The sequence below is a fragment of the Bacillus sp. FSL R9-9410 genome (assembly GCF_038050385.1).
Lineage (GTDB): Bacteria > Bacillota > Bacilli > Bacillales > Bacillaceae_G > Bacillus_A > Bacillus_A cereus_U.
This window is the reverse complement of sequence record NZ_JBBOTV010000001.1, coordinates 17,325-30,333: the sequence shown is the minus strand read 5'-3', so window position 1 is coordinate 30,333 and position 13,009 is coordinate 17,325. Positions and strand designations below refer to the sequence as shown.

The window sequence follows — 13,009 nt, the reverse complement described above, 5'->3', positions numbered from 1 at the left end:
TTAGTTTCCCCCTACAATTTCTCTCATTTTTTCTTCAATCACATGTATATCATCACCTTGAAGTGGACGTGGATCAATATCAAAGAATCCTTGTCTTACTCCGTAGTCACGTGTGTAAATTGCGATTTCCCCTTCGCGTAATGCGGTCACAACATCTTTTGCTGTTTTATTTAACTCTTTCTCGTTAATTTGAATACGTGCTCTAAAGATCGCTCTTCCTGCTTCATCTTGAACGATTGTTACATTTACACCGTTTAACTCTTTTAGCGGCATAAGTACTTGCAACAATTCTTTTTCTTGTTCACTCTTATCTTCTTTCACTCCGTATTCATCCAGTGCTTGAAGTAAACCGAAAGTCGTCTCTTTCCCAACTTTCATACTTCTTCCGATGCAATGTAATTGCACTTTTAGCCATTCGATATATTTTCGTTTACCGCCGACAATACCAGAAGTAGGTCCTTCAATCGCCTTTGAACCGCTATAAATTGCTAGATCAGAATACTTCACATATTTTTGAATGTCTTCTTCAGCTGCCGCATCAACGATAAGTGGTACATTATTTCGCTGTGCAACTTCCCACGCTTCTTCAACAGAAATCATATTTTTTTGCACTGCATGATGCGATTTCACATACAGAATAGCTGCTGTATTTTCACCAATCGCATCTTCAATATGTTCCGCTTTCCCTTCATTCGCGTAACCGACTTCAACGAGCTTACCTCCGCCTAAATAAATCATCGTTTCAACAGGAGCACCGTATTGAACGTTATGACCTTTCAGCATAATCACTTCATTTTTCGCAATAACCTCTTGATGAAGTCGTTCACTTTTACGGCGTTTTCCCTCTGTCACAAGAGCAGCGATAGAAAGCGCAATTCCGCTCGATGCTGAGTTCACAACGACCGCTGCCTCTGAATCTAAAATCCTCGCAATATGGTCTCCCGCTTTATCTACTAAATCGGCAATTTCCACATAATTTTGTCCACCATGTTTCATCGCATCCATGACTGTATTTGTCGGAGCGGATACACCTAAAATACTCATTCTACCGCTCGCATTAATAACTCTTTTTAATCCGTACTTAGCATTCAATGAATAACCCATTGATTACAACCCCTTTCGTATCAATTCTTCTTTCAGCAATGCGCTGATCCCCTTCTGAATCAATTAACGTAATCGGTTCATCTTTCACCGTAAATAAAGTTAAGTTTGCAATATCTCCTTCTTGAATACGACCAAGCTCTGGTTTTTTCAGCCACTCTGCCGCATTTTTCGTAACCGCATCAATTACCTCTTCTAGCGGATAACCTAAGTAAAGGAATTTCGAAAGAACGTTAGCCATACTATAAACTGGACCATATACACGATTCTTCCGGTAAATATCTGTACTAATTGTATTAAAGGCAATGCCGTGACGCTTCGCTGCTTCTGCTACTTTAAAAGAAAAACTAGCATTGCCATGCCCAACATCTAAATGTACTCCGCGGTTCAATGCATCTAATAACACAGGTAGTGGTGTTCCTTCTTCATCAAATAAATTATTTTCTTTCCCGTTTAAGTAATGTGTAATCACATCATCTTTTTCTAAAAGAGGTACAACTTCCTCGATACGCGGAGGCGCTGAACCGATATGTACCATAATCGGCAATGATGTTTCGCGAGATAACGAGCGCGCCACATGAAGCGGTTCAATTCCACTATCACAAACGACACTTTTACTCATTCTCGCTTTTAATCCAACGATTACATCTTTATACTTTTCTACTGCATCTATTACTTTCTCTTTATCTATCCATTCCATATTGGATAATTCATCAATTCGTTTCAAACCGATGCGAGAAATATTTAAAAAGGCAAATAAATTCGTTTTTGCCTTTTCTCTACTTAATACTAAATCCGCAATGCGATCAGCCCCGCAGCTTCCCGCATCAACAATTGTCGTTACCCCTTGCTTAACGCCAATTTCATCTACCTCATCGCCATACGGATCAAACTCTGGAAAAGCATGAACGTGCAAATCAATCCATCCACTCGATACGTAAGTACCTGAGTAATCAAGAACCTTTCCACCCTCGCCAGCACCAGCTTTCGTCACCTGTGCGATTTTATTATTTTCAACTACAATGTCAATCTCTTCCCCGTTCACACGCTTCACATTACGTAGCACGAATCGTTCTGTCATTGTATTTCCACCCTTTTCTATAAGAAGCCATAAGAATACGCTTACATTAAAGTTTCATTTTATATCTCTTTCACATATTTAGCGTAACATAAAAAAAGGGAGAAGTAAATATAACGTTATAATGTTTAATGGTGAATAAAAAAACAATCCACAAAATGTTGATAGTACAGGAAATTATATCAACGATTCGACAAGGAATATCGATTTACCGACAAAAAACGGCAATCCATTTCTTATATGCCAAAAGACTGACCCAAAACGGATCAGCCTTTTTCTCTATTCCTGAACCGTCACAATAACCCCGTCCATATTGTTGCCCGAAATTTCATACTGCTTATTTACCGGAACATTCACTTTCATGTTCCCAGAAACTTTATAATAAGAAACCGTATATTTCTTCCCTTCTACATCAGTTGAAATTTCTTTTTTCTCTTTTAGGAAGTCTAAATATTCCTCTAATGTAATTTTCTCTTTTTGCATAATCGCACTATGTGGTAAGCCAACATAACGTATATGCCACGGCTCATATTGAATGCCTGTAATATTACTTTTATTTTTTGGATAACGTAAAACAAATCCGTGTTTCCATACGTTCTCTTCAATCCATTTTCCTTCAGGAGCTTTCTCCATTTTTTTTTGAGTAGACCCAACGTCCAGTGATAATCCTAAATTATGTTCACTATATCCTGCTGGGAGTGCATAATCAGATCCCATTTCTTTATATAATTTACTTTGTTCTTTAAAATCTCGATAACCGCTACTCATTAGGAAATGCTGTACTCCATCTTTTCCAGCTGCATCGACAACGTTCAAAAACTTTTTCACAATGTCCTTTGATAAACGAAGATTTCTATCAAATATCACATAGCCTCTTACTAATTCACTATTGTGATTTACATTTATAATATCGGACCTAATACTATCTTTTTTTACTGGGTAATCTTTATTAACTAATAATAGATCACCTTTATAAATTTCTTCTTTTGTAACCTCTATCTTTTCAGTATTTGCAGCTTTTACCTTATTATCTTTTTCTGCGATTTTAACATCGATCTCCTTTTGAAATAACGGTGATATATAAAAGCCTACACAGACTGTACATAATATAAAAAGAAAAATAAATACCCACTTTTTCATTTCTAGTTCCTCCTTAACGTAACTTACGTCTAGAATAGAAAAAACTATTAAAATAAAAAGTGGGGTAAAGTTTAAATTTTTATTAAATTATTGAACTCTCTTCTTTTGGCAATCTCACTTCAAATATCGTTCTAATTACATTACTGTCAGCAGAAATGGTACCGTTATGCTGCTCGACAATATTTTTCGCAATAAATAACCCAAGGCCTGTACTACCTTGTTGCTCCGTTCTAGCTTTATCACCTGTATAAAACATATCAAAAAGATACGGTAAATCTTCTTCTGGAATGCTATCTCCGTAATTAATAATTTGTACGACTACCTCTTCACTCTCAATATATCCGTTCACATCAACAAACTTTCCATCATACCCATAGCGAATTGCATTCGTTAAAAGATTTTCAAATACTCGTGCTAATAATTTCCCGTCACCATTAATAGGTAAATGCGAATCCATATTCAATCTCGCTTCTAAATCCTTTTTTTCTAATGACGGATACAATTCTTCCTCTAACTGTATGAGTAATTCACTTATATCAATTGGTCTTTTTTCAATTTGCAACATGCCATAATTCATTCTCGTTATTTCAAATAATTCATCAATTAAGCTTTCAAGCTTTTCCGATTTCGTAAAAGCAATTGTGGAAAAATGTTTAATTTGCTCCTTCGTCAAATTCTCATCTTTAAGAATTAAATCTAAATAACCTAAAACAGATGTTAATGGCGTTCTTAAATCGTGAGCTAAGTTAACAATGAGCTGATCCTTACTACTTTCCGCAAAGTCTCCTCGTTCAACTGCTTCTTTTAATTTCTCACTCGCTACATTTATTTCACGAGCAATATATCCAAACTCATCATTTGATGAAACGCGAACTTGATTTGTAAAATCTCCGTTCGCCAAATGATGAATCCCCTTAGAAATCTCATCAAAATATTTTAAATACGGCCTTGTAAGGAAGAAGAAAAACATAATAGATAGAGGGATAAATATAATTAAAAAGAAATTAATATCCCCAATTTGTCTTACCATTGAACGAAATTGAGCTAAAGGATCCTCATAACGAACTGCTAATTTATAATAGAGCCGTAATCCCTCATACATCAAATACGTTACCCCACCAGCTAATATCATACTTAACGCAAATAGCATAACCATCTTAGAGCGAAAGCTTCTCATCTTTTTAGCCATTGAAAGTATACCCTACTCCCCACACTGTTTTTATTAACTTATTCTTTCTTTTATCTTCTCCAAGTTTTTTCCGCAAAGTACGGATATGTACCATAACTGTATTTCCACTTTCGTAATACCCTTCTGCCCATACTTGCTGAAAAATATTTTCCACACTGTACACTTTCTTCGGATGACTCGCTAATAAATATAAAATGTCAAACTCTTTAGGTGTTAATTCAATTGGCTCTCCGTACACATTTACAGTTCGGCGCTCAGGGTCAATAGCAACTCCGCCAATTTCCAAAGCAGATTTACTCTCTTCTACTTTCGGCTGATTTAACGTAAGAAATCTACGCAGTTGTGCATTTACACGTGCAACTAATTCAATCGGTGTGAAAGGCTTCGTCATATAATCATCTGCACCTAGTACAAGACCTGTCACCTTATCGAAGTCAGATGTTTTCGCACTTAAGAAAATGATTGGCATATGATGCTTGGCGCGAATTTGGCGCGTCACTTCATACCCATCCATTTTCGGCATCATAATATCTAAAACCACTAAATCGATTAGCTGAGTTTCAATAACATGAACTGCCTCTTCTCCATCAACTGCTTTAACGACGTGGTAACCTTCTTTTTCTAAATGTATCGCAATTAAATCAGCAATTTCCGCCTCATCATCAGCTATTAAAATTGAAATACGCTTCATTTTAGTCCCCCTACTTCATTCCGTTTTCATACGCTCGATTGTAAACTAGTCTATCCAATTTGTACAATAAGAAAAGGCTACTCATAAGAGTAACCTTTGTTATTTCATCTTTCAAACACAATCCGCTGCTTCGTTATTTCTTCCAATCTTCCGCGGTCAACTTCATACTCACGTTCAATACTTTGCGGTACAATCACTTTCCCGCCCTGAAGCATCACTTCAGGTGAAATAATATCCCTCTCCCAATGTCTACTAGAAGCAGATATATCTCCAGGAATCGTAAAGTTCGGCAATGAAGCAAGCGCAACGTTTTGCGCTCGTGAAATCCCCATTTCCACCATACCGCCGCACCAAACCGGGATATTATGCTCCATACAATAATTATGGATTTGAATGGATTCTGTTAATCCGCCCACTCGCCCTGGTTTAATATTAACGATTTGGCAACTACCAAGCGTAATCGCAACATGTGCGTCTTCTAAACTATGGATGCTTTCATCTAGACAAATCGGTGTTTCAATTTTCTTTTGCAACTGTGCATGATCAAGAAAATCATAATCCGCTAACGGTTGTTCAATCATCATCAATTGAAATTCATCTAGTCGTTTCAACTTCTCCGTATCCGCTAATGCGTAAGCTGAATTTGCATCAGCCATTAATGGGATGTGCGGAAACTCTTTGCGAATTTCTTTCAGTAATTCGTAATCATGTTCTGGCTTTATTTTCACTTTAAAGCGCTCGTATCCTTCTGCCGCGTACTTCTCGATTTGTTTTAACATAACCGGAACCGTATTGATCCCGATCACAACGCCGACTTCAATTTCAGTCCTAGTTCCACCTATTAATGTCGCTAACGACTGCTTTTGACGCTTCGCATATAAATCCCAAACGGCTCCTTCTATTCCGGCCTTTGCCATTCGGTTTCTTTTTATATGTTTGAACAAAGACGGTACTTCATTCGGATGAGGGATTTCAGCTTTCAATAAATCTGGTAATAAAAAATCCTGAAGTACATGCAGTGCTGTCTTCACCGTTTCTTCCGTATACCAAGGCTCGGAAAATGCAACGACTTCACCAAGACCAACATATCCATCCGTGTCTTCTAATTCAATGACGATACTCTCACGCTTTTCGTAAGTTCCGTAACTTGCGGCAAACGGAATGACAAGTGGCATTTCCGTTATATAAAGTGTCGCTTTTTTTATTTCCACCTACATCTCCTCCACTAATTGTCTTAACTCTCGTCTTAACAATTTCTTCGAAGCATTTCGTGGTAATTCCTCTAAGAAACATGCTTTCTTCGGCACTTTATATTTCGCTAATTTCTCTTCGCAAAAACGAAGAATTTCTTCTTCTGTTACCTCTCCACTTTTTACAACAAAAGCAGCTGGTACTTGGCCCCAACTTTCGTCAGCCATACCAACAACACCCGCTTCCACTACCGCCGGATGAGAGAGCAATACTTCTTCAATTTGAGCTGGATATATATTTTCCCCGCCAGAAATAATTAAATCACTGCGGCGATCTAATACGTATAAAAATCCTTCTTCATCTAAATAACCGAGATCACCAGTATGAAGCCAGCCATTTCTGATCGCCCCACGCGTCGCATCTTCACGGTTAAAGTAGCCACCTGTTACGTTCGGTCCTTTTACTACAATTTCACCTTCAGCATGGGGCGGTACTACTACGCCGTCTTTTTCAATACGAAGCTGACACTGAAATAGTGGTTTTCCGGCTGATCCTACTTTCGTTAACATATAATCTGCTGATAACGTACAAAGTTGCGACGACGTTTCTGTCATACCGTACGTTTGATACACGGGAATTCCTTTTTCCACACACGTTTCTAATAACGGTTTCGGCGCTGGTCCTCCCCCAAGTAACATGCATCGTAAAGAAGATGGATATGTTCCTTCTCCAAGTCGTTCTAATAAATCTGTTAACATTTTAGAAACGACAGAAATAATCGTAACGCCCCTCGTTTGAAGTGCTTTATGAATGAAATTAGCATCATATTTCGGAACGATTAAAATGCGCATACCGTACATAATATTTTTCATTAAAAGAGATAGCCCGCCAACGTGGAACATTGGCATACAAGCTAACCAACAATCATCATCGCGAAGCCCTAAATTAAGCGCGGAACCGACTGCACTTGCCCAATGATTACCGTACGTTAAAATAACGCCCTTCGGTTTCCCTGTCGTCCCTGACGTATAAATAATTGTCATCGCTTCTTCTAAAGAGAATTCTTCTTGTATAGAGGCTTCCGCCTTCGCTCCATTCATCACTTCAGCGAATGAATATACGGGAACATCTTTAGCCTCAAAATGTTGATCCGTCACTAAACAAACAACTTCAGCATCATCCATTTGCCAAAGTAGCTCTTCTCTTGAAAGACGCGTATTTAAAAGCACAGCTACTGTACCTATATAAGATAAGGCGTGAATAACTGTAATCATCTCCATACCATTTTTCATCAGAACAGCCACCTTTTGCGCCCGCTTCACTCCTACATGCGAAAGGTGTTCACAAACAGATACTACTTTTTCATGCAGCTGCATAAAAGTAACCTTTTCATCCTCTATTTCAATTGCAGTGCGATCAGGTGTTAAAAATGCACGTTGCATTAACCAATTCGGCATCGTCTCCATCATCCATTCTCCTTTCATGAAAGAAAGAGACTTGATATGAAATCAAGTCTCTTAGTTGTTTTGTTTCCGGTTTGATCTTTTGGGAGCGTCTCACATTCTAAGCGAGCCGCTTCCGCTTTTGATCACGGGAAACGAGGGAATTGACCGAAGTCCGGGCTGCGTTTTTCTTTGAATGCGTCGCGGCCTTCTTTTGCTTCGTCAGTTGTGTAGTACAGTAACGTTGCGTCTCCAGCTAGTTGTTGAATACCAGCTAAACCGTCTGTGTCTGCGTTGAATGCAGCTTTTAGGAAACGAAGTGCCATTGGGCTGTTTGCTAAAATTTCTTGTGCCCATTGTACTGTCTCTGCTTCAAGTTCTTCTAATGGTACTACTGTGTTTACTAAGCCCATATCAACCGCTTCTTGTGCACTATATTGACGGCATAGGTACCAAATTTCGCGAGCTTTCTTATGGCCTACCATACGAGCTAAGTAACCAGCTCCGTATCCACCGTCAAAGCTTCCTACTTTAGGACCTGTTTGTCCGAATACAGCGTTGTCTGCAGCGATTGTTAAGTCACATACGATATGAAGTACGTGTCCACCACCGATTGCATAACCTGCTACCATTGCGATAACTGGTTTAGGGATTGCGCGAATTAGACGTTGTAAGTCTAATACATTTAAACGTGGGATTTGGTCGTCACCTACATAGCCACCATGACCGCGAACTTTTTGATCGCCGCCAGAACAGAATGCACGTCCACCTTCACCTGTTAAAATGATAACGCCAACATTTGCATCATCACGAGCGTGCGCAAAAGCATTAATTAACTCCATTACCGTTTTAGGACGGAATGCATTATGTACTTCAGGGCGGTTAATCGAAATCTTTGCGATGCCATTGTATGTTGAATAAATAATATCTTCGTAATTGCCTTCTTTTACCCATTCAATAGTCATTACTATTACCTCCTTTTATATTTCTGATCTCCGCTATAAGTGCAACTTCCTTCTTGCTGAAAAAAGTATCACTGCATAGTTTTTAGAAATCCCTTTACTATTGTATCAAACTTTTCCGGTTGTTCCACATGAATTGCATGGCCAGCACCATCAATTTTGACAAATTTCGCGCGAGGGATGCATTTTTCTATGTTTTTTAATAGGCGAAAGAACTTTTCATCGCTTTCTCCATTCAGTAAAAAGACAGGCATTTTTAGGTTTTGCAATTCGTTCCACCATGAAGGTTGAGCCCCTGTTCCCATGCCGCGAAGACTATTTGCAAGTCCTTTTGGATTATTAGCAAGTCGTTCTTTTCGCACCGCTTCTTTTACGTTTTGCGCTAAACATTTTTGCGTTTCAAATAGCTGAATATTTTCCCATATCGATACAAAACTTCGGATACCTTCTTGCTCAATCTTATCGGCAAGTCGTTCATCTTTTTCCCTGCGTTCTTTTCGCTCTTCCTCACTCTCAAGTCCAGCTGTACAGTTTTCTAAAAGAAGCGAACGCACATATTCTGGATATAAGCATGCCATCGTAATCGCAAGTCTACCACCCATTGAATAGCCAAGTACATGTGCATTTTCAATATGAAGATGATCCAGTAGTTCCTTCATGTGCAGCGCCACATTTTGAATATCATAATGCGTCACATCTTCAGGACTTTCCGTTTTCCCGTGTCCAACAATGTCTACTAGAATGACTTGAAACTGCTCGCTCCAAGAAGGAATAAAGGAACGCCACGTTTCCATGCTTCCCGTAAAACCATGAAGAAGTAGAAGTGGTTCCCCGCTTCCGACTACTTCATATTCATGCGATACACCTTGCAATGTTACTCTCATTTTGATTCACCTTGCAAAGATATAGTAATAACGTCCATTGTTTTTGCCCATAGTTCACGATGTAATTTCAAGTTTTCTTCGCGATTCGTACAAATTTCCACAACGTGTAATCCATTCGTTTTCGTTCCAGTTTGTACTTCTTCTCGGAAGTTTTCCCATCCATTCACACGGCTAAATGAACCACCATACATTTTGACAACATGCTCGTAATCAAGCCCAATTGGTGTTCCAAATAATGATTCGAAATGTTCCTTTTTCTCGTATTGTGGTAAGAATGAGAAAATACCTCCACCATCATTATTTACAACAACAATCGTTATATTTAATTCATGTAATTTTGCAGCTAATAATCCGTTTAAATCGTGATAAAATGATAAATCACCGATTACTAATACGAGCGGATCACAAATAATACTAGCTCCTAAAGCGGTTGAAATAATTCCATCAATACCATTTACACCGCGGTTCGCCATTACTTGAATGTTTTTATCCGATGTGAAGAAAAATGAATCGGTATCGCGAATTGGCATACTATTACTCACAAATAACGTTGCCCCTTCTGGTAATACACGTACAATATCCGTAATTACTTTTCCTTCAAATGCCGTTTCATATGTTTCCATCTCACGAAGTGTTTCTCTCGTTTTCTCGTTTATATGTTTCCACATTCCGAACCAATCATTCTTTTTCATAACTGGCATTTTCTCTAGTAATGCTCTGCAAAATTCAATGTCACTTGCTTGTACCACTTCTGTCGCAACAAGAGCTGGATCTCTCCATTGTCCTGATTCATCTATAACGATATGAACTGCTTTCGTTTGTTTTTTGATGAACTGCGTTAATGCTTTAGAAACAGGCATTCCGCCGAAACGAATTACAACATTCGGCTTCCACGTTTCTTTTAACAATTCATTTCGTAAAAATGTATCGTAACAATCTATAACCATCGTTTTATCATGATTACCACTACGGAGGTTAGAAAGTGGATCTGCTAAAATTGGATACCCTGTTTTCTCAGCTACTTTCATAACAACTTCTATGATTTCTGGATGACTGCCGTCTCCACAAATAATAAGCCCCTTTTCCATATGTGAAAGGCGCCCCACAAGAGAATTTACATATTCACTCGGCATCGTCACATTTCCTCGCTGAACTACTCCTGTATATTCACCACGCCCTTTATCCCATAAGCTTTCTAATGAAAAATCTGGGATTAACGGCTCGCGAAGCGGAAAATTGAGATGGATAGGTCCTTGCGGTGCTAGAAGTGCGTTTGCTATCGCACGCTGAGTCGTCATACGAGCGTAATGATACATCGTTTCGCTCGCCTCTGGAAGTGCCATCTCCATAAATTGCTTCACAAAAGTACCGTATAAATTAAATTGATTCATCGCCTGTGGTGCACCCACATCTCGTAATTCATGCGGTCTATCCGCCGTTAATACGATAAGCGGCACTCGTGAATGAAAAGCTTCACATACAGCTGGATAATAGTTCGCTGCTGCCGTCCCTGACGTACATAATAGTGCAACAGGACGTTTTTTTGCTTTCGCAATACCGAGCGCAAAGAATCCTGCTGATCTTTCGTCTACATGTAAATATGTTTTCATTCCTTCATGTTGTTCCATTAGTAAGGCAATCGGCGTTGACCGTGAGCCTGGACTAATGACAACATCACATACATTTAGACGCGTCAGTTCGTCCACGAACGCGCCTAAATAATATGATAATGCTTCTATATGATTGTTCATTTCATTAATTCCTCCAAAGCACCAAGCATCGGTCTAAACTTCAAACTTGTTTCTTCATATTCAAACTGCGCTACTGAATCAATTACGATACCACAGCCGGCAAATAAGGATGCTTTCTCGCCGTTTAATAATCCGCAGCGAAGTGCAACCGCAAATTCACCATTTCCTTCATCATCTATAAAGCCAATTGGGGCACCATATAATCCTCTATCTAAAAGCTCTACATCACGGATTAATTTCAACGCCTCATGACGAGGTGTACCACCAAGAGCTGGCGTTGGATGTAATTCTTCTACCATCGCTAAAAGACTTGCATCACCTTTTGCTTCTACTGGCGTATATAAATGGATTAAATTTTTCGTCGTTAATAAGCCCGGGCTCTCCGGAATATTAACAGATTCGCAATGCTCACTTAGCACACCTCGAATCATGTTAACTACGTAACCGTGTTCAGCCAAATTCTTTTCATCATGAAGAAGCGTCTCACCATTTTGTTTACTTTCTTCTATAGAATTGCCATGACCAATTGAACCAGCAAGGCACATCGATGTAAACTTCTTGCCTTCTTTTCGAATCAATCGCTCAGGTGTCGCCCCTAAGAAGCATGCTCCTTTATAATCAAAAGAAAATACGTAACAATCCGGTTGCCCAATGCGAAGCGCTTCTAAAACAAGAACGGAATCAATATGCTGATCCATCGTTAATTTTAGCTCCCTTGCTAATACAACCTTCTGCACGTTCCCTTGCTTCATTTCATCCTGAACTTTTCCAATCGCATTCATCCAGCCCTTCGGATCAACTTCTACTTTAGAAGTAACTGTTAATTTTGATCCTTCTAGTGCACATTTACTCTCTTGTAAAATTTTCTCTTCTACAGAAATAATTTCGTTATGCAGAGTTTCTGCACAATCTTCAGCTGAAACGAACTGATTAATGGTTAACCACGCTTTTTCATTTTTTACAGTTAATAAAAATGCTGGTAGTGAAAATGTGGTATCATCAAATTCTTTCCAAAGATTCGTTTTTTCTTTTTCTTGGTCAAATGAAAATCCACCAAATAAAAGAGGACCTGTTCCAAATTCGTATCCTTCTCTTTGTACAAATGCTTTCTCTTTTACTTTATCCCACTCGTCACGAGCAGTTTGAAAGCGTTTGTGAGAAGAATTTGCTATAGTGAAAACAGAGCCAATTCCAGCAAATATTACATGCTGAGCTGGGTCTGCAAAATAACATCTATTTTCGAATGTGACCCTTTTTCCTGCTGCATAAAACAGAAGTGGATCCACCCAATCTATTTGTTTTACAAAACTAACTAATGTTTTTTCATCAGTCGCACGCTTAATAGCTGTAACAAGAACTTCTTGTAAGCCTTTTTGTTTCGTTTGAATCACAATTGTCTCCCCCCTATGGGCGAAAAATAGTCATAATTACGCTTGATTTTAAGATACACCTCAAAGGAAAGGCCTGTCAACGTTTAGCATTTCTGAGAAATTCACCTTCTCTTCCTAGAAAATAAACGTTGACACTAAATGATGCTTTTTCTACACTTAATTGTGTATAATATGTGACCAAGGAGGGTT

Annotated in this window: 11 protein-coding genes; all 11 read right to left on the bottom strand. The window is 38.8% G+C overall.

Translation table 11 applies throughout. The annotated features are described in order from the left end of the window. Positions 1–1,104: a DgaE family pyridoxal phosphate-dependent ammonia lyase gene (locus MKX77_RS00225; RefSeq protein WP_341305502.1), complete on the bottom strand. Its 1,104-nt coding sequence runs from the start codon at positions 1,102–1,104 to the stop codon at positions 1–3. After that, on the bottom strand, positions 1,082–2,182 hold the full coding sequence (locus MKX77_RS00220; protein WP_341305501.1) for an amidohydrolase/deacetylase family metallohydrolase: 1,101 nt from the start codon (positions 2,180–2,182) through the stop codon (positions 1,082–1,084). The genes MKX77_RS00225 and MKX77_RS00220 overlap by 23 nt, the downstream gene beginning before the upstream one ends. A gap of 276 nt (positions 2,183–2,458) precedes the next feature. Next, positions 2,459–3,319: a M15 family metallopeptidase gene (locus tag MKX77_RS00215; protein ID WP_341305500.1), complete on the bottom strand. Its 861-nt coding sequence runs from the start codon at positions 3,317–3,319 to the stop codon at positions 2,459–2,461. Positions 3,320–3,401: 82 nt separating this feature from the next. Continuing rightward, a complete protein-coding gene (locus MKX77_RS00210; protein WP_341305499.1) occupies positions 3,402–4,508 on the bottom strand; it encodes a HAMP domain-containing sensor histidine kinase in 1,107 nt (368 codons plus the stop codon). After that, positions 4,501–5,199 carry a response regulator transcription factor gene (locus MKX77_RS00205; protein WP_341305498.1) on the bottom strand — a complete coding sequence of 233 codons (699 nt, stop codon included), beginning with the start codon at positions 5,197–5,199 and terminating at the stop codon, positions 4,501–4,503. The genes MKX77_RS00210 and MKX77_RS00205 overlap by 8 nt, the downstream gene beginning before the upstream one ends. Positions 5,200–5,303: 104 nt before the next feature. Beyond that, a complete protein-coding gene (menC, locus tag MKX77_RS00200; RefSeq protein ID WP_341305497.1) occupies positions 5,304–6,410 on the bottom strand; it encodes an o-succinylbenzoate synthase in 1,107 nt (368 codons plus the stop codon). Continuing rightward, the gene (locus MKX77_RS00195) at positions 6,411–7,856 is read right to left on the bottom strand and encodes an o-succinylbenzoate--CoA ligase (protein WP_341305496.1); all 1,446 of its coding nucleotides are present in this window, start codon (positions 7,854–7,856) and stop codon (positions 6,411–6,413) included. It lies immediately after the preceding gene. Positions 7,857–7,978: 122 nt separating this feature from the next. Further along, positions 7,979–8,797, bottom strand: coding sequence for a 1,4-dihydroxy-2-naphthoyl-CoA synthase (menB, locus tag MKX77_RS00190; protein WP_215554572.1), 819 nt, complete (start codon positions 8,795–8,797; stop codon positions 7,979–7,981). A 68-nt stretch (positions 8,798–8,865) separates the two neighbouring features. Then, on the bottom strand, positions 8,866–9,678 hold the full coding sequence (menH, locus tag MKX77_RS00185) for a 2-succinyl-6-hydroxy-2,4-cyclohexadiene-1-carboxylate synthase (protein WP_341305495.1): 813 nt from the start codon (positions 9,676–9,678) through the stop codon (positions 8,866–8,868). Further along, a complete protein-coding gene (gene menD, locus MKX77_RS00180; RefSeq protein ID WP_341305494.1) occupies positions 9,675–11,429 on the bottom strand; it encodes a 2-succinyl-5-enolpyruvyl-6-hydroxy-3-cyclohexene-1-carboxylic-acid synthase in 1,755 nt (584 codons plus the stop codon). Before menD ends, menH begins: the two co-directional genes overlap by 4 nt. Beyond that, positions 11,426–12,820: an isochorismate synthase gene (locus tag MKX77_RS00175; RefSeq protein WP_341305493.1), complete on the bottom strand. Its 1,395-nt coding sequence runs from the start codon at positions 12,818–12,820 to the stop codon at positions 11,426–11,428. Before MKX77_RS00175 ends, menD begins: the two co-directional genes overlap by 4 nt. Positions 12,821–13,009: the final 189 nt, after the last annotated feature.